General features: G+C 58.9%; 29 protein-coding genes and 1 tRNA gene. 8 read left to right on the top strand and 22 right to left on the bottom strand.

Annotated elements, in window-relative coordinates:
• Positions 1–1965: a transglycosylase SLT domain-containing protein gene (locus tag JK208_RS00585; RefSeq protein WP_211573962.1), complete on the bottom strand. Its 1965-nt coding sequence runs from the start codon at positions 1963–1965 to the stop codon at positions 1–3.
• Positions 1966–2147: 182 nt separating this feature from the next.
• Positions 2148–3008 carry a uracil-DNA glycosylase gene (locus tag JK208_RS00580; protein WP_211573961.1) on the bottom strand — a complete coding sequence of 287 codons (861 nt, stop codon included), beginning with the start codon at positions 3006–3008 and terminating at the stop codon, positions 2148–2150.
• A 99-nt stretch (positions 3009–3107) separates the two neighbouring features.
• On the opposite strand from JK208_RS00580, the gene JK208_RS00575 reads away from it, so the two are divergent.
• From JK208_RS00575 to JK208_RS00565, 3 genes are read left to right on the top strand one after another with little or no spacing between them, the layout of a single operon-like run.
• The gene (locus tag JK208_RS00575) at positions 3108–4883 is read left to right on the top strand and encodes a tetratricopeptide repeat protein (RefSeq protein WP_211573960.1); all 1776 of its coding nucleotides are present in this window, start codon (positions 3108–3110) and stop codon (positions 4881–4883) included.
• The gene (locus JK208_RS00570) at positions 4880–5794 is read left to right on the top strand and encodes a 4-(cytidine 5'-diphospho)-2-C-methyl-D-erythritol kinase (RefSeq protein ID WP_211573959.1); all 915 of its coding nucleotides are present in this window, start codon (positions 4880–4882) and stop codon (positions 5792–5794) included. The genes JK208_RS00575 and JK208_RS00570 overlap by 4 nt, the downstream gene beginning before the upstream one ends.
• 47 nt (positions 5795–5841) lie before the next feature.
• Positions 5842–6222 carry a hypothetical protein gene (locus JK208_RS00565; protein WP_194261949.1) on the top strand — a complete coding sequence of 127 codons (381 nt, stop codon included), beginning with the start codon at positions 5842–5844 and terminating at the stop codon, positions 6220–6222.
• Positions 6223–6226: 4 nt separating this feature from the next.
• Here JK208_RS00565 and JK208_RS00560 read toward each other — a convergent pair whose 3' ends face one another.
• The 10 genes from JK208_RS00560 to JK208_RS00515 form a co-directional block, all read right to left on the bottom strand.
• Positions 6227–6565, bottom strand: coding sequence for a hypothetical protein (locus JK208_RS00560; RefSeq protein WP_211573958.1), 339 nt, complete (start codon positions 6563–6565; stop codon positions 6227–6229).
• Positions 6558–6953 carry a response regulator gene (locus JK208_RS00555; protein ID WP_194261816.1) on the bottom strand — a complete coding sequence of 132 codons (396 nt, stop codon included), beginning with the start codon at positions 6951–6953 and terminating at the stop codon, positions 6558–6560. Before JK208_RS00555 ends, JK208_RS00560 begins: the two co-directional genes overlap by 8 nt.
• Positions 6950–8011 (bottom strand): chemotaxis response regulator protein-glutamate methylesterase, encoded by a 1062-nt coding sequence (locus JK208_RS00550; RefSeq protein ID WP_211573957.1) that lies wholly within the window; start codon positions 8009–8011, stop codon positions 6950–6952. The genes JK208_RS00555 and JK208_RS00550 overlap by 4 nt, the downstream gene beginning before the upstream one ends.
• A complete protein-coding gene (locus tag JK208_RS00545) occupies positions 8008–8865 on the bottom strand; it encodes a protein-glutamate O-methyltransferase CheR (RefSeq protein WP_211573956.1) in 858 nt (285 codons plus the stop codon). The genes JK208_RS00550 and JK208_RS00545 overlap by 4 nt, the downstream gene beginning before the upstream one ends.
• Complete coding sequence (locus JK208_RS00540; protein WP_194261813.1) at positions 8862–9284, bottom strand: chemotaxis protein CheW; 423 nt, start codon at positions 9282–9284, stop codon at positions 8862–8864. Before JK208_RS00540 ends, JK208_RS00545 begins: the two co-directional genes overlap by 4 nt.
• Positions 9285–9286: 2 nt before the next feature.
• Positions 9287–11335, bottom strand: a complete 2049-nt coding sequence (locus tag JK208_RS00535; RefSeq protein WP_211573955.1) for a chemotaxis protein CheA — start codon at positions 11333–11335, stop codon at positions 9287–9289.
• On the bottom strand, positions 11332–11691 hold the full coding sequence (locus JK208_RS00530; protein ID WP_194261811.1) for a response regulator: 360 nt from the start codon (positions 11689–11691) through the stop codon (positions 11332–11334). Before JK208_RS00530 ends, JK208_RS00535 begins: the two co-directional genes overlap by 4 nt.
• Entirely contained in the window at positions 11688–11957 is a 270-nt protein-coding gene (locus JK208_RS00525) for an STAS domain-containing protein (RefSeq protein ID WP_194266745.1), read from the bottom strand. The genes JK208_RS00530 and JK208_RS00525 overlap by 4 nt, the downstream gene beginning before the upstream one ends.
• Entirely contained in the window at positions 11957–13429 is a 1473-nt protein-coding gene (locus JK208_RS00520) for a methyl-accepting chemotaxis protein (protein WP_211573954.1), read from the bottom strand. Before JK208_RS00520 ends, JK208_RS00525 begins: the two co-directional genes overlap by 1 nt.
• Positions 13430–13547: 118 nt before the next feature.
• Positions 13548–14477: a retroviral-like aspartic protease family protein gene (locus tag JK208_RS00515; RefSeq protein ID WP_211573953.1), complete on the bottom strand. Its 930-nt coding sequence runs from the start codon at positions 14475–14477 to the stop codon at positions 13548–13550.
• 201 nt (positions 14478–14678) lie between these two features.
• Between JK208_RS00515 and JK208_RS00510 the strand changes: the two genes are divergently transcribed.
• Positions 14679–14755, top strand: a tRNA-Asp gene (locus tag JK208_RS00510).
• Positions 14756–14827: 72 nt separating this feature from the next.
• Positions 14828–15178 (top strand): DUF3147 family protein, encoded by a 351-nt coding sequence (locus JK208_RS00505; RefSeq protein WP_211573952.1) that lies wholly within the window; start codon positions 14828–14830, stop codon positions 15176–15178.
• A 9-nt stretch (positions 15179–15187) separates the two neighbouring features.
• On the opposite strand, the gene JK208_RS00500 is transcribed toward JK208_RS00505, so the two are convergent.
• Complete coding sequence (locus JK208_RS00500) at positions 15188–15958, bottom strand: ABC transporter ATP-binding protein (RefSeq protein WP_211573951.1); 771 nt, start codon at positions 15956–15958, stop codon at positions 15188–15190.
• Between the two features lie 4 nt (positions 15959–15962).
• Positions 15963–16802, bottom strand: coding sequence for an ABC transporter permease (locus JK208_RS00495; RefSeq protein ID WP_194261806.1), 840 nt, complete (start codon positions 16800–16802; stop codon positions 15963–15965).
• Between the two features lie 134 nt (positions 16803–16936).
• Between JK208_RS00495 and queE the strand changes: the two genes are divergently transcribed.
• Genes queE through JK208_RS00480 form a run of 3 tightly spaced genes read left to right on the top strand, consistent with a single transcriptional unit; the run spans position 16937 to position 18839 of the window.
• Positions 16937–17578: a 7-carboxy-7-deazaguanine synthase gene (gene queE / locus JK208_RS00490; protein WP_211573950.1), complete on the top strand. Its 642-nt coding sequence runs from the start codon at positions 16937–16939 to the stop codon at positions 17576–17578.
• Positions 17579–17580: 2 nt separating this feature from the next.
• Entirely contained in the window at positions 17581–18315 is a 735-nt protein-coding gene (queC, locus tag JK208_RS00485; RefSeq protein WP_211573949.1) for a 7-cyano-7-deazaguanine synthase QueC, read from the top strand.
• The gene (locus tag JK208_RS00480) at positions 18312–18839 is read left to right on the top strand and encodes a 6-carboxytetrahydropterin synthase (protein ID WP_211573948.1); all 528 of its coding nucleotides are present in this window, start codon (positions 18312–18314) and stop codon (positions 18837–18839) included. Before queC ends, JK208_RS00480 begins: the two co-directional genes overlap by 4 nt.
• A gap of 15 nt (positions 18840–18854) precedes the next feature.
• On the opposite strand, the gene JK208_RS00475 is transcribed toward JK208_RS00480, so the two are convergent.
• The 8 genes from JK208_RS00475 to folP all read right to left on the bottom strand — a co-directional run bounded on the left by JK208_RS00475 (position 18855) and on the right by folP (position 25048).
• Complete coding sequence (locus JK208_RS00475) at positions 18855–19754, bottom strand: fructose bisphosphate aldolase (RefSeq protein ID WP_211573947.1); 900 nt, start codon at positions 19752–19754, stop codon at positions 18855–18857.
• Between the two features lie 191 nt (positions 19755–19945).
• Positions 19946–20551 (bottom strand): CatB-related O-acetyltransferase, encoded by a 606-nt coding sequence (locus tag JK208_RS00470; RefSeq protein WP_211573946.1) that lies wholly within the window; start codon positions 20549–20551, stop codon positions 19946–19948.
• Positions 20552–20672: 121 nt separating this feature from the next.
• A complete protein-coding gene (locus JK208_RS00465) occupies positions 20673–21581 on the bottom strand; it encodes an NAD(P)-dependent oxidoreductase (protein WP_211573945.1) in 909 nt (302 codons plus the stop codon).
• A 19-nt stretch (positions 21582–21600) separates the two neighbouring features.
• Positions 21601–21993: a cupin domain-containing protein gene (locus JK208_RS00460; protein ID WP_249201855.1), complete on the bottom strand. Its 393-nt coding sequence runs from the start codon at positions 21991–21993 to the stop codon at positions 21601–21603.
• 29 nt (positions 21994–22022) lie between these two features.
• The gene (locus JK208_RS00455) at positions 22023–22565 is read right to left on the bottom strand and encodes an Rrf2 family transcriptional regulator (RefSeq protein ID WP_211573944.1); all 543 of its coding nucleotides are present in this window, start codon (positions 22563–22565) and stop codon (positions 22023–22025) included.
• A gap of 118 nt (positions 22566–22683) precedes the next feature.
• On the bottom strand, positions 22684–23358 hold the full coding sequence (folE, locus tag JK208_RS00450) for a GTP cyclohydrolase I FolE (RefSeq protein ID WP_249201854.1): 675 nt from the start codon (positions 23356–23358) through the stop codon (positions 22684–22686).
• Positions 23355–24254, bottom strand: a complete 900-nt coding sequence (gene folK, locus JK208_RS00445) for a 2-amino-4-hydroxy-6-hydroxymethyldihydropteridine diphosphokinase (protein WP_211573943.1) — start codon at positions 24252–24254, stop codon at positions 23355–23357. The genes folE and folK overlap by 4 nt, the downstream gene beginning before the upstream one ends.
• Positions 24251–25048: a dihydropteroate synthase gene (folP, locus tag JK208_RS00440; RefSeq protein WP_211573942.1), complete on the bottom strand. Its 798-nt coding sequence runs from the start codon at positions 25046–25048 to the stop codon at positions 24251–24253. The genes folK and folP overlap by 4 nt, the downstream gene beginning before the upstream one ends.
• Positions 25049–25067: the final 19 nt, after the last annotated feature.

Here is a 25067-nt window from a genome sequence, read left to right as displayed (position 1 = left end):
TTAGTTCAGGGCCATGCGCTCATGCGCCATGGCCTGTTCTTCCCCAAAAGACGGCCATTCCGAACGCGTCAGTGCCTTCAGGGACGGAGACGGCAGCCCCATACGGTGCGCATACAGCCACGTATAGGTCAGGGCGCGATGGACATAATCGCGCGTCTCGTTATTCGGCAGCGTTTCCATGAAGAACAGCGGATCATGCATGTCCGCCTTCTGCGCGCCTTCCCAGCGCGCAATCGCCCCCGGCCCGGCGTTATAGGACGCCAGAACCCGAACCAGATCGCCACCTTCGGGAGGTGTTACCGTCGCAACACGGCTCGACTGGTTCGCCAGATACAGCACATAAAGCTGCCCGATCTCCAGATTGGAAGACGGATTGTGCAGACGGCTGACCATATCAGGCGCCACCGGAATCACCGCCACCCCATGCGAGTCATACGTCATGTGCGACGTGGTGACGAAACTCGCCGTCACCGGGCGGATCTGCATCAGACCATGCGCCCCGGCCCCTGACGTCGCCGACGGATCGAAATTGGATTCCACCCGCGTCAGCGCGTAGACCAGCGCGGGGTTCATCCGAAAACCATGACTGGGTTTCAGGGCGGGCAGAGGGAGCGGTGTTGGCGGCGTCACCTCAGATTCCCGATGCATGACCAGAGAGGCAAGCTGCTCGGACAGATCCTCATAACCCGCCGCCTGAGCAACCAGCTGAAGCGACCGCGACCGCGCGCTGTCGGAGGCGACATCCACCCACATACGTCGGATCAGGTTTTCGGCCCGCATCCGTTCGCCGATCTGGAGCAGTGCAAAAAGCTGACGCCCCTGCGGCAGGGCGCCCACAGCCTCGACATCAATTTCCGCAAGTACAGGCACCGGATCATGCAGCGTGACCTCAATCCGCCCACCGGGCAGACGCGCATGGCCATGACGCCCAAGTTCCAGCGTCTGGGACGCCAGCATGCCATAGAAGGTTTCGTGATGCGTGGCAGCGCGATGCAGCCACTTCACATAACCCGCCATGTCATGACGCCGTCCCTCAGCCCGTGCTGCCCAGAACGCGGCAGCCGCACGGATTTCCAGCGCCGTCACAGGCGCATTGGCCGCAGACTGGAACAGGTCATAGGCCGCCTCGACATGCCCCTCGCGCCAGGCAGCAAGCCCGGCAACATAGGCGGGCAGCCCAACCTGATGGTCCCCACGACCAAATCCAGCACTTGCATTCCGCAACGCCGCAAGGGTTTCCCCCTGCGACAGCAGACCAAGTGCAATCTCACCGTAAAGCTGCGCCGCGTAAGGGGCGCTCATCCCCGGCGTGATGTCCACGAGATGCAACGCACTTTCCGCCCCCCGCACGCCCGTCAGGACCCGTTCCTGAACCGTCCGGTCCAGCAGCGAATTACGAGCAAATGCATGCATCAGCGGATCAACAGGAGCGACCGCGCCCTTCATATCGTCAGCCCGCGCATCAGCGGCAAGCGGACGAACGAAAGACTGCATCTGCACCGTTCCCGGCAGCGCGATTTTCAAAAGAAGAGCCTGAATGTTCGATGCATCGGGCTGGGACGCATAGTCATGCAGCCATTCCCGAAGCTGTTCGGCCGCAGGATGCGCACCCGGCGCAAGATAACGCTCAGCCAGCACATCCGGCAGCAGGATATGATCCGTCAGCAGACGCATCTGTTCCTGAACAATCCGGGAATTGCCTTCGCGCTGGGCTTGAAAGATCAGCCGATAGCGGTTGGCCATGGCCGCCGTCAGCGGATGGGGCAGCGAGACAACGCCATCCCCGCCCAGAGACGGCCGGGCTTCGGCAAACGCAGTCTCATCCCCGGCCGGTTCCGGCTGGGGGCTGAGGTTGCGTGTGCTGTCCGCACGCGCCGGAGACAGTGAGCCACCGGCCAGAATCAGTACGCTGACGAGCAAAGCTCGAGCGCTACTGCCTGAAATGAAAGGGGGTGTCCTTCGCATAGCAGCGGGTTGCTACCCGCTTTGCAGGGCCTTGGCAAGAACTTGTTAAGTTCTACACATCCTTGGACTGGGCAATGATATAACCCAACCCCAAAACAATCCAGTGGCAAACACCTGTCATCGCGCGTTTTTTTACGTTTTTCCGAAGTTTTTTAACGGTAGTAGTTGTACCCAATTAGTCCTCATTCTTCTGGAGAGAGTTTCTCCATCAGAATCAGCAGATCCTGCCAGGCATTCCGCCGCGCAGCCGCGCTTGCCCGCAGTTGCAGAGGGTGCCGCATCGGCAGAAGTGGCACCGGAGTCGCAAGCCCCGGAACCGATACGTCCGTCCACCGCCCCCGCATTCGCCCGACAGCAGCATCCGGACCTACCAGCATCTTGAGCGGCGTCACCCCCATCGTCACCAGAAACCCCGGCCGACACAGGGCAATAGTCCGCAACAAGAGCGGAAGACAGGCCTGCATCTCCGCATCACTCGGTGTTCGCCCGCCGGGCGGACGCCATGGCAAGGCGGGCGCCATCGAAATCCCCCCGCGCTCCAGTCCCGCAGACCGCAGCATTTTCTCCAGCAATGCCCCGCCCTCGCCTGCAAACAACGTGCCAGAACGGTCCTCATCCGCATCGGGCGCCTCGCCGATCAGCATGAATGGCGCGCCTTCGACGAAAACCGGCTCCAACCGATGCGTGGCGGTTCGGGCCAGAAACAGATCGCCTGGCGCTTCGGTCAGGCGCATCAGTGTCGGCAGATCCGGCGCTTCTTCCACCGCCCGCGCGGACAGCCCGCTCGCCGACGCACTACCCGCCTTCGCAGCAGGCATCCGGCGCGCTCCGTCGCCCCCCGAAAGAGCCTCAGGCAAATGTTGCGCAAAATCCTGCCGCTCCGTCCCGACACGCGGCGGCAGTTGCGGCGTCGCCTCGGCCAGACGGTCCACCGGCATTTCACACAGGGCCTCGTCCACACCCCAGTCATACTGGAGCTGAAGCGCGGCCAGCAGATCGGCCCGGCTCAAAACTACCGACACATCACTGACTGGGGGCGTCATGGTTGATCCGTCCTGATGGCCTCTCACTCCGTCGCCACACAGACCCCAAAGGGATGCCGGTTGGCGTGGAGCCTCAAGAGGGCTAGAGTTTCTTCCATTATGCAGATCACACGCGGCTGGCCCAGATCATTCGAGGAATTTTCCCGCCCGCTCCGTCTGGTGCTTCCCGCTCTCGCGCTGGGCAGCGGCCTGACAGGGAGCGCGCTGGCCGCCCTGCCTCCCACCATAAAGCCCACCGTCAATCCGGAAAATTCCCTGACCGGCTGGATGCTGGCGGCAACGGTCATGATGGAACGCGGAGACGTTCCCGCCGCCAATCTGGCCCTCTCCCATGCCCTGCCGCTCGCACCGCATAACCTTCAGCTACAACACGACGCCCTGCGTTATGCCGCCATGGCCGGTCATCAGACCGAAGCCGTCAAACTCGCCACCGCCCTGCCCGATCAGGGCGCCGGCAGCGATATCGGCACCCTCATTCTCGCGCAGGACGCCTTCGCCCGGCAGGACTGGGCCGCGATGCGCCGCATCCTCACCCGAAGTCCCCATCACGGTCCGCTTGTCACAATTGCAGCACCTGTCCTTATGGGCTGGAGCCTCGCCGCCGAGGGCCACCCCGACAAGGCCCTGAACTTGCTGGCAGAAGCCGCAGGTCAACCGGCGACCCGCAGGCTCTATCTTCTGCACGCAGCCATGGTCGCGGAACACCTGCCCACTCCCCTACTCGCCGGACAGCTCTATCACCGCACAGGAAACGCGTCCGGAGATCCACTGACGCTCCAGATCCTCTACGCGCAGCTCTATGGCGGCTGGCTCGAACGGCACGGCCACCACAAGGAGGCCAGCGACGCCGTCGCCGCTCTGGGCGTGACCTCTCCGCTGGCCGCCCTCGTCATCGACCCGATTCAGCAGGATCTTCAAAACCTTAAAAAACCAACGCCGGCACTCGGCGGGGCCGTTCTCAATCTTCAGATGGCCCTCATGATTACGGACGCCATCCAGCAGGACGGCATTCCACGCGATCCAGCCATCATCGCCCTGCAACAGGCCATTTTCCTCGATCCCGGCCTGACACTCGCACGCATCTTTCTGGCTGATACTTTCCGCGAAGCCAACCAGATCACCAGCGGCCTCGCCGAACTAAACAGCATTTCCCCGTCCGATCCCCTTGCCGCCCTGGCCGCACAGGAACGGATCAACCTTGCCCTGCGCTCAGGAGACCTCGCACAGGAAGCCGATGCCCTGCACCGCGCTCTCGTCCTACGTCCCGAGAATCCGGAATTCCTGATCCAGCTTGCCGAAGTCGAAGACCAGCGCGGCCATCATACAGACGCCATCGCCCTTTATACCCGCGCGCTCAAGGCCTCCCCACCCCGCAAAGAAATCCTCTGGCCCATCCTGCTGGGCCGCGCGATGGCCGCTCAGGAAAGCGGCAACTGGCCGATGGTGCAGGACGACATGAAACATGCGCTGGAACTCGCCCCAGACCAGCCTGAAGTCCTGAACTTCGTCGGCTATGCCAATATCGAGCATAACGCCAATCAGGCGCAGTCTCTCGCCATGCTAAAAAAAGCCGTTGATCTTCAACCCGCGGATGCGTCCATTCAGGACAGCTACGCCTGGGCGCTTCTCAAATACCGCGCAGACCTCAAAACCGCGCTCCCCATGCTTGTACAAGCTGCCGAACACGCGCCCGGCGATGCCGAAATCGGCTACCATCTCGGCGTCGCCTACTGGTATCTCGGACGGCACACCGAGGCACAGGACCAGTGGAACCAGTCCCTCGACGACAACCCCCAGCCGCAGGACCGCGCCCTTCTGATGCAGGCGCTCCAGAACGGCGGCCCCCATCTCGCAGCTTTCGAACAGAAACCATGACCTTCCCAGACGCCCCCCAAGCCACAGCACACGCCAAAATCAACCTGTTCCTGCACATCACCGGCCGACGCGACGACGGATACCACCTGCTCGACAGCCTCGCGGTTTTCGCAGGCGCCGCAGACCGCATCACGCTTGAAGGCCCCGCCGATATGATGTCGCTGACGATCGACGGCCCCTTCGGCCAAGGGCTGGAAGCGGACGATCAGAACCTCGTGCTACGCGCCGCCCGCGCCCTTCAGGCCAAGGCCGGCACAGCATTTAATGGCCTGACCGAATCCTTTCGTCTGAAGCTGGAAAAGAATCTGCCCGTCTCTTCCGGTATCGGCGGCGGTTCTGCGGACGCCGCAGCAACGCTGCGCCTGCTGGCCCGCGAATGGAACGCGGATCAGGCCACACTCTTTCCGATCGCCGAAAAACTGGGCGCAGACGTTCCCGTCTGTATCGCGCAGCGTCCGGCTCGGATGCAGGGGATTGGAGAAATCCTCGCACCGGCCCCGGTTCTGCCTGATGCGGGCCTCCTGCTCGTCAATCCCGGCGTCGGCGTTTCGACACCCGAGGTCTTCCGGGCCTTCGCCGCGGGCGGCGGCATTACGGAGCGGCCTCAAGCCTTCCTGCCCACCCGCTGGGACAGCGCAGAAGCCATGGTCGCTGACCTGAACGCCACAACCAACGACCTTCAGGCTCCGGCCCTTTCACAATGCCCGGTGATCGGCACTGTTCTGGCGTCCATCGGCAGCCTTCCCGAGTGTCTTCTCGCGCGTATGAGCGGTTCAGGCGCCACCTGCTTCGGGATTTTCCCAAATCCCGACAGCGCTAAGGATGCCGCACGGATCCTGAACGAACAGAGCGCGCGTCTGAATTGGTGGACATGGGCCGGAGGCTTCCATCACACTGGGTCTTCAACCTGATCACATCACAACCGAGCAGGGAGTCGAACATCATGACAGCCCCACGCATGCAGGTCACACGTTCAGAAGATGGCAAGACAGCCATCCTGTCCTTTCTTGAAGGCAGCGGCGTTTCAGGCAGCCTGTCTCTGGACGAGACCCAGTTGTCCCAATTGATCACAAGCCTGGGTCTGGCTCATGCCGCCCTGATCGAAAAACGCCCGCCAGCCCCCATTGCAGGCGCGCGCTTCACGCCGGTCTACACCACAAACTGGGCTCTTCAGATCGACGCCCTGACCGAAGGATCAATGCTGGCGTTCCAGCATCCGGCCTATGGACCGGTTGGCGTTGTCTTCGGCCCTCAGGACGTCGAACAGATTATTCACGGCCTGCAGAAACAGCGCACCATGATCCGCTCCAACCCGCAGGATGCCAGCACACCAAGCTGATCCCTCAGAAGAGTTCAACCTCTCCGGAACTTACTGCCGGTTGGGGGGCTTCCGCCAGCAGACGCTGACGGATCTCTCCCATCGTCAAACTGTCCACAACTGACCGCTGAACCTGCACAGTCTCTACCTCAGGCTCACGGCTCAGCCCTTCACAGCAGCTCGCCACCTGATCCAGAACCTGGGCGATCCTGTCGAAATCCTGCAACTCCAGAGGATTTTCTCCCAGAAGCGCCTTCAGACAGACGGTCTCCAGTCTGCGCAGTTCCTGAAGACTGATGGCGAGCTGTACCCCAAGCCCTTCAAGGACCTGAGGCAACGGAAGTCCCTTCGAAGCCTCAAGCACCGCAGATCGGTCCGAAAACAGCTTCGATGCGGGATTTAAGCGAGCTGGCCGTAAAAGGCTTGGCAAGGAAATTATTCACGCCCTCCGCGATCGCCTGCTGCACCAGTTCCTTGCTCGCTTGCCCGGTCAACATGATGAAACCTGTTTTCGCAGTTCGCGCATTGCTCCTGACAGCCTTCAAAAGCTCAAGCCCGTCCATGTCCGGCATGTTGAAGTCCGAAATGATAAGATGAACCGAATTGCTCTTCAGATGCTCCAGAGCTTCCACCCCGTTGCGGACACCGGCAATCTGCACAAAACCGATCTGGGCAAGCGTATTGCGCAGGATCGAACGGATAGAGGTCTGGTCGTCCACAAGGAGCACGGACATGGAAGATGCGGAAATCATGGATACGTCTCCAGAGAACGGCGTTCACAAAGATTGAGAATAGCGGGGCCAATGGCGGATAGCGGAAGCTGCGTGTCCACCGCACCCAGTTCAAAAGCAGCGCGTGGCATGCCATAGATGACAGAACTTGCCCGGTCCTGACCGATCGTACAGGCACCGGCATGACGCATGGCCAGCAGACCCTGCGCGCCATCGCACTCCATCCCGGTCAGGATGACGCCCACAGCATTTTTCCCCACTGTGGCGGCAAGAGAATAAAACAGTTCGTCCACTGATGGCCGATGCCCGTTAACGGGAGGCGCCGTTACCAGTTGGCAGACATACTCACCGGGGCGCGCCCCACCCCTGATACGCAGATGACGCCCCCCACCGGGCGCGACATACACAACACCCGGCTTCAGCACATCGCCCTCTTCCGCCAGCCTGACGTCAGGTTTCACAACCCTGTCCAAACGGCGCGCAAAGCTCTCGGAAAACTGCTTTGGCATATGCTGCACGATGACTGTCGCGGGGCAATCCTTCGGAAAATGCTCGAGCACATCCGTTAGAGCTTCCACGCCACCGGTCGAGGCACCGATGCCAACGACAGTTCCGGTTTTCGTGGCAGCCATCACTCTGGCTCCCAAACTCCCACCTACCGATACGGCAGGTTGCCCTTTTGTGGCGCCTGCTCGAACAATCGCGTCTCCCAACCCGGCAAAGGGCTCCTCTCCGCTCCCGAGCGCCATTTTCGAATACCACTCGGCAGCCCCCATCCGGAGCGCCTGCTCCACCAGCCCTTGATGACTGGAGAGACGACCCGACACCATCACCACAGGCATCGGGCGCAACCGCATGATCTTTTCGAGAAACTGCAATCCATTCATGGACGGCATTTCGTAATCAAGCGTCAGCACATCAGGATTCAGCCGCACGATCAGATCGCGTGCCTCAAAAGGCGTTCCAGCCGTCCCAACAACCTTGACGCGGGGATCACGTTTGAGAGCCGCCGCGATCAGCGCCCGCGTTGTCAGAGAGTCGTCGACGACAACGACTGTCAAAGGCTTTGAACCGCTCATGGAGACATCTCTCCGGTCGAAACCTTGCGATAGGCATTATACCCAATGCTTTCCATTCCAAAGCGTTCGGGATGAGCAATACGTTCCGAATGTCCCAGATAAAGCTCACCACCTGGAAAAATGCGCGCCGAGAGATTGCCCCAGAGCCTGTCCTGAGTTTCCCGCTCGAAATAAATCGCGACATTCCTGCAGAAAATGGCGTGAAACCGAGATGAAAACGGCCATGGCTCCACCAGATTGAGGCGGCGAAACCGAATCATGTCCCGAATTCTTTCAGACATGACGACCCGATTGCTTTCGAGCCGACAGAACGACAGCACGCCGGCCTCAAACAAGGCTTCCGCTTCCACAGAATTATAACTGCCCAGCTTGGCCTGACTGAGGATGTCGGCATCAATATCTGTCGCCAGAATCTTTGCTTTCAGTCCCGAAATACCAGACAGACACTTCAAGACTGTCATAGCGATGGAATAGGCTTCTTCACCGCTCGAACAGGCCGCCGACCAGATCCTGAGTTCCTCGCCACGTTCAATGCGCGAGTATAATTTCTGGCGCAGTAACTGCTCCAGATACGCAAAATGATGCTTTTCCCGATAAAAGCTGGTAACGTTTGTCGTCAGCGCCGAAACAAGATGATTTCTTTCATTAACTCCAGCGCCACTTACCAGAAAATCACAATACTCATCAAAAGAGCCAAACCCTTCCTGCCGGACACGGCGTGAAATTCTCGAATAGACAAGACTTTTCTTCTTATCCGATAGAGAAATTCCAGCAGATGTCTTGGCAATCCCTGCAATAATCCGGAAATTTTCGTCCGATATCTCCTGTTGGTCCCGAAGTTCCATCACTGTCATTGTAAACTTCCTTCGAACAGCGAGGCCACATTCACAGAAAAAACCAGACGCCCTCCCAAGGACAGAATGCCGTTTGAATAGTATTTGAGATTATCGCTGGAAAGCTCTGGAAGGGGTCGGAAGTCTTCTTCGTCAATATCCGAGATATCCGTCACATTCGAAACCGAAAAACCAATAATCTTCTTGTCGTCTTTCAGAAAAATAATGGCCTTTTTTTCATCGTTATCATCAGAAACCCCCATCATCTGGGCCATGTTCACAAGCGGGATCACGGAACCGCGGACATTGACCACTCCTTCCACAAAAGCCGGAGCTGCCGGAAAAGGCGTCGCTTTCGCCCATTCCTTGATTTCCTTCACGGCAGAAATCTGAACAGAAAATTCCTGGCTCCCCAAGGAAAAGACCAGAGCTTTTTCCATGATCATACCCTTTCCTCCAACGAACCTTCCCGTTTTCTCAGAAGCTCACCAAAGAGAAATTCAACGTCCAGAATAAATGCCACGTTCCCATCCCCAAGAATGGTCGCTGTTGAAAAGCAGGCGATTTTTCTATAGTTGTCTTCAAGATTCTTTACTACAAACCTTGAATGATCAATGATTTTATCAACAATAAATGCAAGTTTTTCTTCGTTTTCATTCTCAATGACAAAGCATATCTTCTGATTCAGTCCATCAGAAGACGCTCCAATAATATCAGAGGCATAAATCACGGATAAATAGCCGTCCCGATAAGGATATCCGTATTTCCCTTCTCCAACATGAAAAGCTTTTTTCGCGTCGAATATGATTGTCTCAAGGACATTATTGACCGGAATTACAAAATCCTGGCCTTCGGCCTTGAAAATAATTCCTTCAATAACTGACAACGTAAACGGCAGTGAAATCGAAAACGTTGTCCCCTTTCCTTTAGCAGAGCTAATAAAAATCCTCCCGTTGATCTGCTGAAGACTCTGCTTGACCACGTCCATTCCCACGCCGCGCCCCGAAACATCGGTGACTTCGGCAACAGTAGAGAAACCGGGCTCAAAAATCAGGGAATAAATTTCTTCCCGATCCAGTCTTTGACCTCTTTCAATAATCTTTTTTTCAAGCGCTTTTTCGTAAATCCTGTCGGCATCCAGACCAGCGCCATCATCCTGAATTTCGACAATAATCCGCCCAGAGCGCTGAAACGCCCGAAGTCTGAGCAGCCCTTCCGGATCCTTGCCAGCCAGCGATCTGGCCTGGGGACTTTCGATACCATGATCAATCGCATTACGGACCATATGCGTCAGAGGGTCGGACAGCTTTTCGAGAATGGAACGATCCACCTCAGTGTCTTCTCCCTCCAGCACAAGCCGAACATGCTTTTCCGTAAGCCTTGCCGTCTCGCGGACGACCCGACCCAGCTTCTGAAAAACGGTTTTGATCGGATAGGCCCGCATGGTGATGACGTTTTCCTGAAGCTCGTGAATAAGCTGCTCCTGCGCCGTCACGACATTTCCCAGAACAGAATCTCCGTGAACCTTGTTACGCCGCATCTGTGATTGGATGGCACCCTGATTGATCACCAGCTCCCCAATCAGATCGACGAGCTTGTCGATCCGCTGGATGTCGACACGGACAGTCGCGGATTCCTTGCGCTCAGCAGGCTTCTTGATCTGAAGGTCTATTTTTTCTTCAATCTCCACAGGCAGAGATGCGGGACCGTCAGCAACATTGTCAGCTATGAGCGTAACCGTCGCTTGAAGATCGTCTCCGGACCATTCGAAAATTTCCTCGACCTCACCACGCGACTTCTGAGTTTCCATCAGGAGATTCCACGTCAGATAACTCCGTTCAGGTGAAATATCGCCAATCAGTGGAACCGCGTCAGTATCCACTTCAACCTGAAGCGCCCCCAGTCCCTTCAATGCGATCAGAATATTCCGGACATCATCGCCGCGCTCGTAAAACTCAGTCGTTACTCTCAGGGAAATTGAAAACCGCTGGTCGACCGGCGCCTCGATTTCAATTTTGACTGGCGCAAACGCCATCCCGAAGATGTCATCCATCTCCACATCCTCGGGGGACGGCTCCGGTTCGGGCGCTCCTGAATCAAGATATCGCTCCAGTTCAGCCACAGTATCGGAGGCAGCCTCACAGGCCGTCCCTTCATTTTTAAAAGCTGTAACGATATCGAACAGAGCATCCTTACACTTTAAAAACGTCGCGATACTCTCAGTTGTGACGGACAAGGCTCCTGACCGAAACAGGTCAAGCACACTCTCAAAAAGATGGGAGAATTTTACCAGTTCCTCCATCCCAAAGGCCGCTGCTCCGCCTTTGATGGAATGAACGCACCGAAAGATCGTGTTGATCTTTTCTTTGTCTTCCGGCTCATCGCTCAACGTCGTCAGTTCTTCTTCAAGGAGAGCGAGCTGTTCGTCGCACTCGTCAAAGAAAATCTGTCGGATGGCATCCATATCATCCGTAAACTCTGTCGCACTCATGCGCTGACCCGCCTGACTGCCGCAAGCAGTTTAGGGCCGTCAAATGGCTTGACGATCCATCCCGTCGCTCCGGCCTCGCGCGCAGCACGCCGAAGCTCGTCACCGGATTCCGTCGTCAGAAAAATGATCGGAACAAACTTCGTTTCATCCCGAGTACGCAGGGCCTGCGTCAGTTCCAGCCCGTTCATACGCGGCATGTTCAGATCCGTTATGATAACGGCAGGGGAAAATCCCTTGATCTTTTCCAGAGCATCCACGCCGTCTTCAGCCGTTTCGACGTCGTATCCGCCTCCGCGAAGCTCACGACTAACCAGATCCCGCATGGTTCTGGAATCATCGACAACCAGAATATTCATGCTGCGCCTTCCCCTTTGAGAAGAAAATCTCCGCCAAGCAGGGTAAGGTTTTCTTTCATTTCATCGGAGACGTTTCTGATTTCAAAAGACGTGCCCAGCGTCTGCGCAGTCGCAAATGCGGAGACCAGCAATTGAAAGCAGAGTCCCCCAACACGCTGCACACTCTCTCCATCCAGAAGAAAGGCGCCCTCCTGTTTTTTCAGAAGTTCTGAAAACGGAACCGCATATCTGGTATCCAATATTTCAGGGAGAATGAGGGCTTCCATTACCGGAATTCCTCCCAACCTTCATCAGACGTCTGAAAAGGACTTTCTCCCCACTGCGTGGTGGCAGGTGGCAGAATGGAGTCTTCTTTTGCCAAGCCAAACTGGTCATCACCATAATCCTGCAAGTGAAACCGCTGGAGACTTCCCACAAGTTCCTTGGCTTCCGCACTCAGATTATGACTGGCAGCCGTGGCTTCTTCGACCATTGCGGCATTCTGCTGAGTGTTTTGATCCATCTGGCTGACCGCAACGCTGATTTCCGAAAGGTCATTCGCCTGGCTCCGTGCAGCCGTAGCAATTTCACCGATCAGAACACTGATTTCACTGACGTTCTCCACGATCGATTTCATCGCGACCCCCGTCTCTTCGACCAGAGAACTGCCACGACTGACCTGCTGTGTGCTGGAGGTGATCAGTCCCTTGATTTCCTTGGCCGCATCCGCTGATCGCTGCGCCAGCGCACGAACCTCGGCCGCGACGACCGCAAATCCCTTACCCGCGTCCCCTGCTCGGGCAGCTTCGACACCGGCATTCAGCGCCAGCAGATTTGTCTGAAAAGCAATATCGTCAATCAGCCCGAGAATCTGTGCGATATGGATGGACGATTTCTGAATGTCCTGCATGGCCGCCGTAGCAGCCATCATCACTTCTCCAGATCTTTCCGCACGATCACGCGTCTGACTGGCGACTTCGCTCGCATGAACCGAGGCCGCAGCCGTCTTGCGGACAGTTTCCGTGACATTGCCGACAGAAATCGTCGTTTCTTCAAGACGCGCAACTTGAAGTTCCGTACGACGGGCCAGATCGTCTGCCGCGGATGCAATTTCAGCAGACCCCGATGAAATCGTCGAAATGCTGTCGTTCAGCGAAACCATCACTTTCTGAAGGCTCAACGCCGTTTCGTTGAAATCCTGCCGCAGTCGGTCGTAGCGGGCGGGCAAGGCCTCTTCGAGACGAAATCCCAGTTCGCCATCGCGCAGATTCGCCATGGCATTCCCCACAATCTCAATCACCCGCTCATGTTCGGCAGCTTCCTGCTGGGCCGACTGCCGTGCGTCTTCAGCTTCGATCCGAACAGCGGCAAGCGCAGACTGCGCCTGAGATGCGAGGATTTCACTTCTCTCGGAGTTGGTGCGCGCCTCACCCAGCATGACCTGTAACCGGACCAGACTGGCTTCGCACGCATCTTTGGGCAGGGTTCCTCGTGCTGCCAGTTGCCTGACAGCATCCGTCAGCGTGTCCCCACGCGTGCCCACCTGAAAGAATGCAAAAATTCCGGAGACCGCAAAAAGCACTAGAAGCGTGATTTCAGGCAACACCGACTGCCTGAAAGAGGCGGCAGAAAAGCTCTTCGCCTGCAATTCCCAGATCAGCCCACAGATTCCGACGGCCACCGGGACGGTAAAGGCCAGAAGCAGCCGCCGACGCAGCAGGAAACTCCCTTGTACGGGAACAGAGCGTATGTCGGACATGCCAGGCTGTCTCTCCAGAAACACAGATCACACCATGCCGGCCACAGGCAGCCGGCCAGATAATCTCCTTCCTAGAGAACAGTTGATTGAAACTCCGTTAATGCGCCTTCAGACAGTCTCAGTAAGAGGGGGCTGGAATATCGACATCGTGTTGAACAAACATCCGGTTGCCGTAACGGGGGATCCAGATCCGGTAATGTTTCAGAACATCGGCCCCGAGGAGCGCATCCGTATCGGGCAACCCTCCCCCCACTTTCAGAGAGACATCGTGAAAAACGATATCCCCCACCTGAAGTGTCTCAAAATGATGGAGATAATTTTTCACAGGATCTCGCGTCAGCCCATATCCGGTTGAAACAGGATCTTTTTCCAGCATCGCACGCGTCACACCCGCTGCCCGGGCCGCGTCCAGACTGATCAGGGTGGTCGAGGCTCCCGTATCCAGCGTTGCATCAACCGAATGGCCGTTCAGACGTATTTCCAGCGTGGTTTTATGGCCTTCATTATAGATATGGCTGATCGGCACGACGTGGATATGCCCCTCCCATCCCGGCGTGGGGATATCACAGTCTTCCGTCTCAACCAGCCGGACACGGTGTGAAGGCATGTCCACAATCGTATCGTAGCGCCCAAGAAAATCACGCCCGAACACCCCCACGACCGGAAGGCCAGCAACCTTTCCGACAAATTTTCCGGCACCGGCAACTGCGATGTTGGTGGCTTTAGAACTCCCCATGTCCAGCGTGTCGATCGTCACGACACGTCCATAGTCCTGACCTCCAACACCATGGATCAGAACCGTTCTCCCCATATCATTCAGACCCAGAGGTTCGACGAAGCTCTGTCCAACCGTCGTGGCGAACGCCCCCGTATCGACAATAAGTGCAACCGGGTGCCCGTTGATCGCGGCCCGCACAATCGGGCTACCCCAGTCATTCAGCACCGGCATGTTCCCGCTCGTAATCAGCTTGCACTGGTGCGGCCCCGTCTCGCACCCGGCCAACACCGTCCCCAGAAACAGCAGTGCCGCCAGTCGTCCCAACTTCATGAGGCTCTCCCGCCTGTATCGTTCCGTTACACAGGACACGCCCCTTTCCTCCCGGGCAAGGCAGTTTTTTGATCCGAAAGGCTTTTTTTTCAAAAAACCCTCTTGTCACCCCACAGGCAGGCTGATACATCACCGCCACCGACCAAGAGGAAGCCAAACAGCTTCCAGACGGAAGGTCCCAAGACACTGAAAAGTGTCTCTGCGGGTGTAGCTCAGTTGGTTAGAGCGCCGGCCTGTCACGCCGGAGGTCGCGGGTTCGAGCCCCGTCACTCGCGCCACTCCTCTCATGGAGTTGGCCACATTCTCCAAAAAAACTCTGAAGAAGCCACTGCCCGTTTTTAGGGAAGACTATGCTGTTCTTCATTCTAAAATGCCTGATTTCAGGGCTCCTGATCGCCTCCGCCTCCAGTATTGCGCGGCGCTATCCCGGCTTTGGTGCGCTGATTGCGTCCCTGCCGCTCGTATCGGTTCTGGGCATGATCTGGCTGTGGCTGGAAAAGCCGGACCGCATCGTCATGAGCCGTCATGCGGAAGCGACATTCTGGTATGTGCTGCCCTCGCTACCCATGTTTTTGCTGATTCCGCGACTGCTCCGGGCAGGGCTGCCGTTCTGGTTCGCCCTATTGGCAGGATGCGCGCTGACGATCGTTCTATATCTCTGCACGACATGGGCGCTCGCCCGTTTCGGTACAGGCGGCTGAGACAGGCCCTCAGCCCGCCTCTTCCAGATAAACGTCCAGAACCTCGTCTGGTGTGCCGTCCATGCGGATATGTCCGTTCTCAAGCCAGATGACGCGCGTACACCATTGCCGCATGATCTTGGGCTGATGCGTGGACAACACAAGGATTTCCGCCTGCTGGACAAGTTCCTCAAGGCGCGCCTTGGCCTTGTTCATGAACACCCCGTCCCCCGCGAGAAACCATTCATCCATCAGCAGGATCTGCGGAGAAGACGCTGTTGCCAGACCAAAGGCCAGTCGGACACTCATGCCCGCACTGTAAACCTTCATCGGCATGTCCATATAAGGGCCGAGTTCGGCAAAATCCTGTACGTCCTGCTCGATCCGCTCAATCTTCTGGCGTGAGAGGCCCTCATAGCGTCCCTTGAGGCGAATGTTTTCACGCCCCGTCAGTTCGGGATTCATGCCCAGACTGCTGTCCAGCAGCGTCCGCATCGTTCCATCAAGCTGTACGCGTCCCGCAACAGGCTCATAAATGCCCGCAAGCGCACGCAACAATGTGGTTTTTCCGGCGCCGTTGCTGCCGATCAACCCCAGCCGCTCGCCGGAATTCAGCGTGAAACTGATCTCCCGCAGCACGCTCACGATCGTGCGCTCCCGCAGATCATGCATCAGATGCGCCGAAGGCGATGATGGCGCAAACCGGGCCAGCGTTTTGCCGACCTGCCGCTTCAGGGAGCGGCTCTGCCCATGATACAGCGGAAAATCGATACAGAGGCGATCAACAACAATCCCGGGCATCAGATCAGATCCAGTAAGGAATGCGCGACCGCATCCGGCAGAACAGAATGGCTGCCAGAAGCCACAGAAGCACACTGTGCCCGAGAGCCGCTTCCCAGACGATGGACTCCACCGTCTGGCCCAGAAGCGGGGCCCGCACGATTTCAAGCAGCGGATAAAACGGATCAAGCAACAGATAGTGCCGTCCGGTCGTGATCAGTTCCGGCTTCCAGATCACCGGCGTCACGAAAAAGAAAATCTGCATCAGAGACGCCACGATGGGCGCAATGTCCCGAAACCGCGCGCCCAACATCCCGATCAACAGAATGACGCAGAAACTGTCCACGATCCAGAGCGGCAGACTGAACAGCAGGCTCCAGATCTGCTGCGGCCAGACATGGAAAACCGCAAACACGACAACAACGACAACCATGTTATGCAGCAGAATCAGCAGATTCCTGACAATCACCTGCGTGACGGGCAGACTGACCGGAATCCGCATCGCATGGAACAGGGACGTGCTCTGCGTAAAGACTGTCCCCGCATCGTTGATGACGGTCCCGCCATATCCCCACAACACGATCGAAAGTGACAGGAACGGCAGATAGGCTTTCAGATCCATGTGGAAGAGATAGCCGTACACCACCCCCATCGCGCCAATCATGACAGCCGTGGACAACGTCAGCCACAGCGGCCCCAGAATGGAGCCGCGATATCGCATCTTGATATCCAGCCAGCCGAGCGTCACGGCCAGCGGCAACAGCCGCAGGCCCGCCTGCAGATCGCTCCACGCGGCGCGGACGAGCCCCCAGCCGCGCAGAGGCTCAAGGGTCAGAACAGGAGAACGGGCATTCATGTCTTCCATGCGCCTTCCCTACCATGAAAGCAGGCGCTGCCCATCCCCCTTGCCCGCGAAACATCCCACTTCGCAGAACACCTTCAGCCCGACATGATGATTTCCCTTGCATCCTGCGCCATCCTCGCCGACATGCTGCGGTCATGTCTTATGCTGTGAAGGAAATGTTCGTGACCCTCCAGGGCGAGGGTGCACAGACAGGCCGTGCGTCGGTGTTCTGCCGGTTCGCGGGCTGCAACCTGTGGTCGGGCCGCGAACAGGATCGCGCCACGGCCGCCTGTACGTTCTGCGATACCGATTTCATCGGGACGAATGGCGAAGGCGGTGGCCGTTTCGACACCGCCGAGGCTCTGGCCGCCACCATCGCGGCCTGCTGGACCGGCACCGCCGATAACAGCGGTCGCCGCTATGTCGTTTTCACCGGCGGCGAACCTCTGCTCCAGCTTGATGATTCGCTGATCGCCGCCGTGAAGGCTCAGGGTTTTGAAATCGCCGTGGAAACCAACGGCACGATCGCAGCCCCTGCCGGAATCGACTGGGTCTGCGTCAGCCCCAAACCCAACAGCACGCTCGTCCAGACCGAAGGCGCGGAACTCAAGCTGATCTACCCCCAGCCGGAGCTGCCGCCCGAACTGTTCGAGACACTGTCCTTCCGGCATTTCTGGCTTCAGCCCATGGACGGCCCCGACCGCATCGCCAACACACAGGCCGCCGTCGCATACTGTCTGCGCCACCCGCGCTGGCGCCTGTCGCTCCAGACGCACAAGCTGATCGGAATCCCCTGACCATGAGCACGAACACGGCCATCAGCAGCAACACTGCGCTCGTCCTGTTCTCCGGCGGGCAGGATTCCGCAACCTGCCTCGCCTGGGCCCTCTCCCGCTTCGATCGGGTCGAGACGGTCGGATACGCCTACGGACAGCGCCACGCCATCGAACTCGAATGCCGCGACACCCTGCGCGAGCAGATGGCCGCGTTTTCGCCGGAATGGAAAGCACGCCTCGGCGACGATCACACGATCGACCTCGCCTCACTCGGCGCGCTGTCCGAAACGGCCCTGACCCGCGAAGCCGAGATCGGATTGAGCGAAAACGGTCTGCCCAACACGTTCGTGCCGGGCCGCAACATCATTTTCCTGACCTTCGCCGCCGCCCTCGCCGTTCGCCGCAATGCGCGCCACATCGTCACCGGCGTCTGCGAAACCGACTATTCCGGCTACCCAGACTGCCGCGACGACACAATCAAAGCCCTGCAGGTCGCCCTGAACCTCGGCATGGACCAGCGTTTCGTGCTGCATACGCCGCTGATGTGGATCGACAAGGCCCAGACATGGGACCTGACCGAGCAGCTTGGCGGCCAGCCCCTCGTGGACCTGATCAACCGGGACAGCCATTCCTGCTATATGGGCGATCGTGCGCATCAGCATGACTGGGGCTATGGCTGCGGCACCTGCCCGGCCTGCAATCTGCGGGCCGACGGATGGCGCCGCTACCAGCAGAGCCGCCACGGAGGCGCCGTATGACCGCCGAACTCGTCTTTACGCGGCGTTTCTGCATGGGCCACCGGCTCATTACCGGATCAAGCGAACGCTGCGCCATCCCGCATGGCCATAACGAATATGTCCGCGTCACGCTGCGTCCGGCCAAACAGACCCGGCTGGACGGCCATGCGAACATGATCCTACCCTTTGCAGAAGCCAAGACACGCTGGCACCATTTCGTAGACAACAGCCTCGATCACGCGCTCCAGCTTTCTGAAACAGACCCGCTGCTCGCCTGGTTCCGCGCCAATGAACCCGAACGCGCCAGCCGGATCGTCGTCACGCCCGGCGACCCGACAACGGAACTGATGGCAGCCCTCATGCTCGCTAAACTGACCGCCATTCTCGCGGATCAGGGCGACATTCTGCGCGTTCATGAAATCGAACTGGAAGAAACCCCCACCAACACTGTGCGCCTCGGCGGCAACCCACAGCATTACCTGCCCGCCGTCTCAAGGCCCCCGGAACAGTGCTGGTGGAATAAAGCGGACGCCAGCATTTCCTGACGTCCGGACCAAGCTTTAGGCCTTATGGACCGAAGCGTCGTAAATTTCCCCGATCACCTCTCCCAGCGCAGCATCGAACTGTGCATCATCCATCTGATGCCGCAGATCACCGATCAGCGCGCGGGAGAAGCTCGCAATCATCCGGTGGTTGTGCCGCAGCTTCTCGCAGGCCTGATCCAGCGGATAGCCTCCTGACAGCGCCACAACCCGAACCATCCGCGGATCACGCGCAATATCGTCATAGAGGTCCGCAACTTCCGGAATCGTGACCTTCAGCATGATCCGGGCGTCCTCGGGCAGTTTTTGCAGCTCTTCAAGGACATAATCATGCAGAAGCTGCTCACACGCGGCCTTGTCCGGGCTCTTGATGAGCACTTCTGGCTCCAGAATGGGCACCAGCCCATGCTTACGAACCTGTTCGGCTACAGCAAACTGCTGGCGAACAATGGCCCGAATGCCGCTTTCGGAGGGCAGGCGAATGGTGGAGCGTTCTTTCGTTCCATAAACGCCCAGTTTGGCCGCACGCGCCAGCAGGGCATCCAGATCGGGCATCGGCTTCATAAGCTGAACGCCGTCCGCTTCCGCCTCCAGCCCCTTATCGATCTTCACAAACGGCACAACGCCCCGTTCGCGCCACAGATAGGCCGGAACGGGCTCACCGTTCACGTCGCCGTCCATCGTGCGCTCGAACAGAATGGCCCCGATCACCTTGTCGCCGGTGAAGGAAGGCGCCGTGATGATCCGAACCCGCATGTCGTGCATAAGCGCGAACATCTGGCTTTCGTCGGAATAGTCGCTCTCGGCAATACCATACTGCTTCAGCGCGCCCGGCGTGGAACCGCCACTCTGGTCCAGAGCGGCAATAAACCCGCCTTTGTTGGCCATCTGTGACATCATCTTGTCTGCGGTGCTCATCAAGATCCCCTTCGATACAGGAAAACCGTCACCGCTCCCGAAGGACCCCACGGATCACCCCGCCTCGCAGTGCGTTTCCCGACACAGTCCAATCGCGCCGACGCCCGGAATGGTTCCTGCCCGACAGCTTCGGAAAATCATAGCGCACCCCCGACACCCGATGAAGCGGCTCACCGCTCACCAAATCAGGATCAGCTGTCTTCAGAGCCGTTCTGACCATTTTCATAAAGCGCCAGAAACGCCTCGATATCGTCGCTCATCAGCGCTCCGCAGCGCTCTTTCACCAGAGTTTCCGGCCATTCCCACCAGGCCAGCGCCAGCAGTCGCGCAATGATGCTTTCCGAAAACCGGTACCGGATCACTTTTGCCGGATTACCCCCCACAATCGCATAAGGCGGTACCGATTTCGTCACGAGCGCCTGCGCGGCAATCACGGCACCGTCACCAATCGTCACGCCAGACATGACCGTAGCCTGCGCTCCAATCCAGACGTCATTGCCGATCACGACCTCTCCCTTGCTGGAATGATCGTATTGCCCCTCCTCGGCAGCAGGCCAGAAATGCGAGAGCGTTTTGAACGGATAGGTGCTGACCAGATCGGCCCGGTGATTCCCCAGAATGATCGTGACACCGGGGCCGATCGAACAGTAGTCGCCAATTCGCAGCCCGGCCTCCCCGGCTTCCAGAACAGCGGGGACGCCATAGGTATGTGGGCCGATCTCCCAACCCCACTCATCCTGCTGATACGCCAGCGCATAACGTGTCAGGGCCTGAAAGGCGCGATTTCCAAACGACATGGGCTCATTCCTTCATGCTGATGCCTGCGGAAAAGCCGAAGCCAAACACGAAGAACCGCAGCCGCAAGGACAGCATGCCCCTGTCGCACCGGAAGTCCATGCGCCTCGAGAAAACGTGATGTCAGACGTTCAACCAAGGCACTCTTGCTGGCTCAAGTCCGAGAAGCGCCTTCGCCTTGCGATTACAGGCTCCACTCAGACTGTTCTGATAATAGACGCTCTCTTCACCGCCCCGCCTGACAGTATCGGCCTCATCCATGTGCGGCGGAGCATCGGCCCCAACCCACGCAGCATAGGCTGGCAACCATCGGGACAGCGCGGTCGGCTGGTCATCAACCACGTTATAGATCCCAGCAGGTGCCTCCAGAGCCGCAACCGTTGCCTGCGCCGCATCGTCCACATGAATGAACGAAAACACGCCCTGCCCGGCTCCAATCACAGGCACCTCACCCTTGCGGACATGCAGGCTGAACGCACCATCCAGCCAGTACCAGGTGCGCGGCCCGTAGAAAAACCCGTATCTGAGCGCGACACCGTCCATGACGCCATCGTCCAGAACGCGCTGTTCCAGCGCTTCATACATCTGCGCACTCTCCCCCATCCCGCCGGGAGCATCCGTTCTCAACCGCGAGTCTTCAGTCGCAAGCACCCCCTCACCATTCAGGTAAAACCCGCAGGACTGCTGCACATAACGCCGCACACCCACAGCCCGGGCAGCATCATGAAAATTGCCCCCGCCCTCCAGACGCAGCACCCGGTCCGCAGGCAACCGCTGCGCCAGATCGAACGGGCTGGACGGCAAAGACGTCAACTGATCGATCACAACCTCCGGCCGCACCCGCTCCAGCAGAGCGAACATCTCCGCCCGATCCAGCGCATTCCCCACCACCGGCCGTGCGCCCAGTTCCTGAAGGACAGGCGCATTTTCAACCCGACGCACCATCCCCCAGACCTCATGCCCCGCCTTCACCAAACGCGCGATCAGAGGGCGCCCCACAGCACCGCTTGCCCCAGCCAGCAGAATTTTCATGGTCCGTTTCCTTCAGACGTCACTTCGCGGGCAAGACGAACGGCGCAGCCTTGTCCTTGACGAAAAACGCAAGAAAACGGGCAGGCTCGGTCTGGCTGGCATTGCGTCCGACGAGATGCACATCATCCGGCCCCTCAAAGAACGTCTGCCCCGGATGCAGGGTCACAGGCTTTCCACCCCTGACCTGCATGACGACACTGCCCTGCAACACATAAACGAACACCGAAGCGCCATGCCGATGGATCGGGTCCGACCCGCCGGGCGGATAATCGACTGTCAGCATGGCCCCTTCTTTTCCCGGTATGCCCGGCAGATCATGGGCCAGAAGCGGCGTGACCTTCGTTTCGGCATGAAGGGACGACGTGCAGACGCACAAAGCCAAGGCGCCAAGCGCAATAAAACGACGCATCATTCTGTATCCCGATGTTGGATGTGAAAAAATCAGTCCGTATCCGCAGACCGTCGCTGCCGGACTTTGCTGGTCCGGCGTGTCTGGGAGCGGTTCTCAAGCCATCCCTGCGCCTCTCCCAGAAACGCGGGAGGCGCCTTGTCCCGGACAGAGGACGCCAGATCGGCCAGAGATGTCCGCGCCAGTTCCTCGCGCATGGTCTGCTCGGCCCGCAACATGGCCGCATGAATGCTGCACACGCCCTTCGTGGCCCATTGCGGCGGCATGTCGTCGAACAGGACGCAACGCCCGCGAATTTCCTGACAGTTAAAAAGGCTCTTCCGGCCCTCAGCCGCGTCCACAACGTCCAACACGCTGATCTGCGTCGGAGGGCGGGCCAGCCTGTAGCCGCCCCTCAGCCCTTCGGAGGCCGCAAGAATCCCGGCCTTCTCCAGCTTCGGAAGCTGCTTGGCGATAAAGGCCGCCGGAATGTCCTGAAGCTCCGCCAGATCCAGACTGCTGACCGGTTCGGGATGCTCCACGAGCCACAACAGGCTGTGCAGGACGTATTCGGTGCTTGCGCCATAAAGTGCCATACGCAGACCATATAAGTCCGCGTTTTGATTCGCAAGCCATCCACGCGCAGAAACGCAGGCCTCAAAAGCCCTGAAGAATCATCCGTTTTTCAGATTGTCCCGAAATGCCCGGCGCGGATTATCCGCGTAGAAGGGACATAATCTCCATCCGGGCCGCATTGTCGTGCTGCCAGCTTCCCCGTGCGATGGACGTCACGGTTGTGGAACCGGGCGAGCGCACGCCGCGCATGCTCATGCACATATGCTCGGCTTCAATCACGACCAGCACGGCTTCCGGCGCCAGAACATCTTCCATGCCCTGCGCGATCTGGTCCGTCAGACGCTCCTGAAGCTGCGGTCGACGCGCAAAGCCTTCCACCAGCCGCGCAATCTTGCTCAGGCCCGTCAGACGGCCTCCCGCCGGGAGGTAGGCCACATGCGCCTTGCCATAAACCGGCAGCAGATGATGCTCGCACATTGAATGGAAGCGGATATCCTTGACGATCACCGCACCATGATGCCGGTCCGCCGAGAACTGCGTCTTCAGATGATCCCGCGGGTCCTGATGCAGGCCGCTGAACACTTCCAGATACATCTTCGCCACGCGCTGTGGCGTATCGAGCAGGCCTTCACGATCCGGGTTTTCACCCAGCGCCTCAAGAATCTGCCGCACGGCCCCCGCAATCCGCACTTCCGCATCCGCAGGCAGCGGCAACGCTCCCATAGGACGACGCTCCTCGGACGAGAGGCTCTCCTGATTGTCCGACTGATAGGCCGATGCGGTGGCTACGGTCGTGGCGTTCAGGTTGGTCATGCGGGTTCAGGCTCCTCTATGCCCCAACGGCCCGTGCCATCAGGGACGCGCCGGGTCACATCCCCCGGGCTCCGCGGCAGGACTGCTAGCGCGTCCCGCACGCGACGTCCACCAATGACATGATCTGGATCAATTTCCGCCAGCGGCTCCAGCACGAAAGCCCGCTCGAACAGACAAGCATGCGGCAACGTCAGAACCCGGTCCCGAACCTCCCGCGCGCCATAATAAAGAACATCAATATCCACGGCCCGCGCGCCCCAGCGCACGCCCGGCACACGTCCCAGCTCCGCCTCGATCGCCTTGCACTCCCGCAGAAGCGCATGAGGCGCCAGAGTCGTCCGTCCGGTCGCACAAATATTGACGAATGCCGGCTGCTCCACCCCGCCCCAGGGCGCACTGTCATACAGCGACGACACCTTCACAATCTCCAGCCCGTCCACAAGCGACAGCCGATCCACCGCCGCCGCCAGAACAGCCTCCCTCTCTCCAAGATTGCTGCCCAGAGAGACCGCAACCTCATGAGCCCGGGCCTGTTCCACCATCACGGCCGTCCCTGACACCACATACGGCACCGGTGCGGAAGGCTTGCGGACTTCAACCCGAACCCACTCCACACGCTCCAGCTTCGCCAGCACACTCTCCGCAATCCGCCCGGCGACCGTCTCGATGAGCTGAAGCGGTTTTCCGGTCACGATGTCCGACGCGATATCACACAGCGTCCCGTAACAGACGGCCTGTTCGTAATCATCTCCTGCAATCGCACCCGACAGGTCCGCACGGATCTCGATATCCACCACGAAACGCTGCCCGATCCGCGTCTCTTCGGGCAGCACTCCGTGATAGCCAAACAGACACAGATCCCGCACGAAAACGGACGTCAGGGGAGGCACAATCATCGGACATCCTTTAGAATCTGACGAATTTTCAACGCATCCACATGCTCGCGCACGTCGTGCACCCTCAGGATCGCAGCGCCCTGCTCCACCCCATACAAATGGGTCGCCAGCGTCCCCGCCAGCCGCTCGGACGCCGCACGCCCCAGAAAATGCCCGAACATGGATTTGCGCGACACCCCCAGCAGAACTGGCAGCCCATAGTCGGCCCGCAGATCGCCCAACCGCGCCACGGCCTCCACATTCTGCGCCTGCGTCTTGCCGAACCCCACACCCGGGTCCAGCACGATCCGATCGCGCATAATCCCGGCCTTTTCCGCCAGTTCCAGCGATCGATCGAAGAAACGTCGCCAGTCCGCGCGCAGATCCAGCGCCTCGTCCACGTCATGGCGATTATGCATCACAATCACCGTCGCATCCGAATCCGCCACCACCGAGGCCATGTCCGGGTCCGCCTGCAACCCCCAGACATCGTTAATGACCGCCGCACCAGCCTCAAGCGCCCGCTTCGCGACGAACGCCTTGGTCGTGTCCACCGAAACGACCACTCCATCCTCGACCAACTGCCCCACGACCGGCGCAAGACGCGCCCATTCTTCTTCCGCCGCAACCGGCACGAAACCCGGCCGCGTGGACTCGGCCCCCACGTCCAGCAACTCCGCCCCATCCGCCACGAGCGCCCGCCCATGGGCCAGAGCCGCTTCAGGCCGAAAAAAGCGGCCTCCGTCAGAAAAGGAATCCGGCGTGATGTTCACAATCCCCATGACCGCCACCTGCCCGTTTCCAAACCGGTTCATGCTGCCGTTCCCATCCACA

The sequence above is a fragment of the Gluconobacter sp. Dm-74 genome (genome assembly GCF_018256135.1).
GTDB classification, from domain to species: domain Bacteria; phylum Pseudomonadota; class Alphaproteobacteria; order Acetobacterales; family Acetobacteraceae; genus Gluconobacter; species Gluconobacter cadivus.
Note: the sequence above shows the minus strand (reverse complement) of the source record. Positions and strands in the feature narration are given on the sequence as shown.

Excerpts from the sequence above, each read along its gene's own strand:
- JK208_RS00505 (WP_211573952.1), top strand. The coding sequence starts at position 14,828 with ATGCTGTTCTTCATTCTAAAATGCCTGATTTCAGGGCTCCTGATCGCC.
- folK (WP_211573943.1), bottom strand. The coding sequence starts at position 24,254 with ATGATTGTGCCTCCCCTGACGTCCGTTTTCGTGCGGGATCTGTGTCTG.
- JK208_RS00540 (WP_194261813.1), bottom strand. The coding sequence starts at position 9,284 with ATGGAAAAAGCTCTGGTCTTTTCCTTGGGGAGCCAGGAATTTTCTGTT.
- JK208_RS00500 (WP_211573951.1), bottom strand. The coding sequence starts at position 15,958 with ATGCCCGGGATTGTTGTTGATCGCCTCTGTATCGATTTTCCGCTGTAT.
- JK208_RS00555 (WP_194261816.1), bottom strand. The coding sequence starts at position 6,953 with ATGATTTCCGCATCTTCCATGTCCGTGCTCCTTGTGGACGACCAGACC.
- JK208_RS00550 (WP_211573957.1), bottom strand. The coding sequence starts at position 8,011 with ATGAGCGGTTCAAAGCCTTTGACAGTCGTTGTCGTCGACGACTCTCTG.
- JK208_RS00460 (WP_249201855.1), bottom strand. The coding sequence starts at position 21,993 with ATGATGCGTCGTTTTATTGCGCTTGGCGCCTTGGCTTTGTGCGTCTGC.
- folP (WP_211573942.1), bottom strand. The coding sequence starts at position 25,048 with ATGAACCGGTTTGGAAACGGGCAGGTGGCGGTCATGGGGATTGTGAAC.
- JK208_RS00570 (WP_211573959.1), top strand. The coding sequence starts at position 4,880 with ATGACCTTCCCAGACGCCCCCCAAGCCACAGCACACGCCAAAATCAAC.
- queE (WP_211573950.1), top strand. The coding sequence starts at position 16,937 with ATGTCTTATGCTGTGAAGGAAATGTTCGTGACCCTCCAGGGCGAGGGT.
- JK208_RS00475 (WP_211573947.1), bottom strand. The coding sequence starts at position 19,754 with ATGAGCACCGCAGACAAGATGATGTCACAGATGGCCAACAAAGGCGGG.
- JK208_RS00465 (WP_211573945.1), bottom strand. The coding sequence starts at position 21,581 with ATGAAAATTCTGCTGGCTGGGGCAAGCGGTGCTGTGGGGCGCCCTCTG.
- JK208_RS00535 (WP_211573955.1), bottom strand. The coding sequence starts at position 11,335 with ATGAGTGCGACAGAGTTTACGGATGATATGGATGCCATCCGACAGATT.
- folE (WP_249201854.1), bottom strand. The coding sequence starts at position 23,358 with ATGACCAACCTGAACGCCACGACCGTAGCCACCGCATCGGCCTATCAG.
- JK208_RS00495 (WP_194261806.1), bottom strand. The coding sequence starts at position 16,802 with ATGGAAGACATGAATGCCCGTTCTCCTGTTCTGACCCTTGAGCCTCTG.
- JK208_RS00470 (WP_211573946.1), bottom strand. The coding sequence starts at position 20,551 with ATGTCGTTTGGAAATCGCGCCTTTCAGGCCCTGACACGTTATGCGCTG.
- JK208_RS00530 (WP_194261811.1), bottom strand. The coding sequence starts at position 11,691 with ATGAATATTCTGGTTGTCGATGATTCCAGAACCATGCGGGATCTGGTT.
- JK208_RS00525 (WP_194266745.1), bottom strand. The coding sequence starts at position 11,957 with ATGGAAGCCCTCATTCTCCCTGAAATATTGGATACCAGATATGCGGTT.
- JK208_RS00545 (WP_211573956.1), bottom strand. The coding sequence starts at position 8,865 with ATGACAGTGATGGAACTTCGGGACCAACAGGAGATATCGGACGAAAAT.
- JK208_RS00520 (WP_211573954.1), bottom strand. The coding sequence starts at position 13,429 with ATGTCCGACATACGCTCTGTTCCCGTACAAGGGAGTTTCCTGCTGCGT.
- JK208_RS00580 (WP_211573961.1), bottom strand. The coding sequence starts at position 3,008 with ATGACGCCCCCAGTCAGTGATGTGTCGGTAGTTTTGAGCCGGGCCGAT.
- JK208_RS00515 (WP_211573953.1), bottom strand. The coding sequence starts at position 14,477 with ATGAAGTTGGGACGACTGGCGGCACTGCTGTTTCTGGGGACGGTGTTG.
- JK208_RS00455 (WP_211573944.1), bottom strand. The coding sequence starts at position 22,565 with ATGGCACTTTATGGCGCAAGCACCGAATACGTCCTGCACAGCCTGTTG.
- JK208_RS00585 (WP_211573962.1), bottom strand. The coding sequence starts at position 1,965 with ATGCGAAGGACACCCCCTTTCATTTCAGGCAGTAGCGCTCGAGCTTTG.
- JK208_RS00575 (WP_211573960.1), top strand. The coding sequence starts at position 3,108 with ATGCAGATCACACGCGGCTGGCCCAGATCATTCGAGGAATTTTCCCGC.
- queC (WP_211573949.1), top strand. The coding sequence starts at position 17,581 with ATGAGCACGAACACGGCCATCAGCAGCAACACTGCGCTCGTCCTGTTC.
- JK208_RS00480 (WP_211573948.1), top strand. The coding sequence starts at position 18,312 with ATGACCGCCGAACTCGTCTTTACGCGGCGTTTCTGCATGGGCCACCGG.
- JK208_RS00565 (WP_194261949.1), top strand. The coding sequence starts at position 5,842 with ATGCAGGTCACACGTTCAGAAGATGGCAAGACAGCCATCCTGTCCTTT.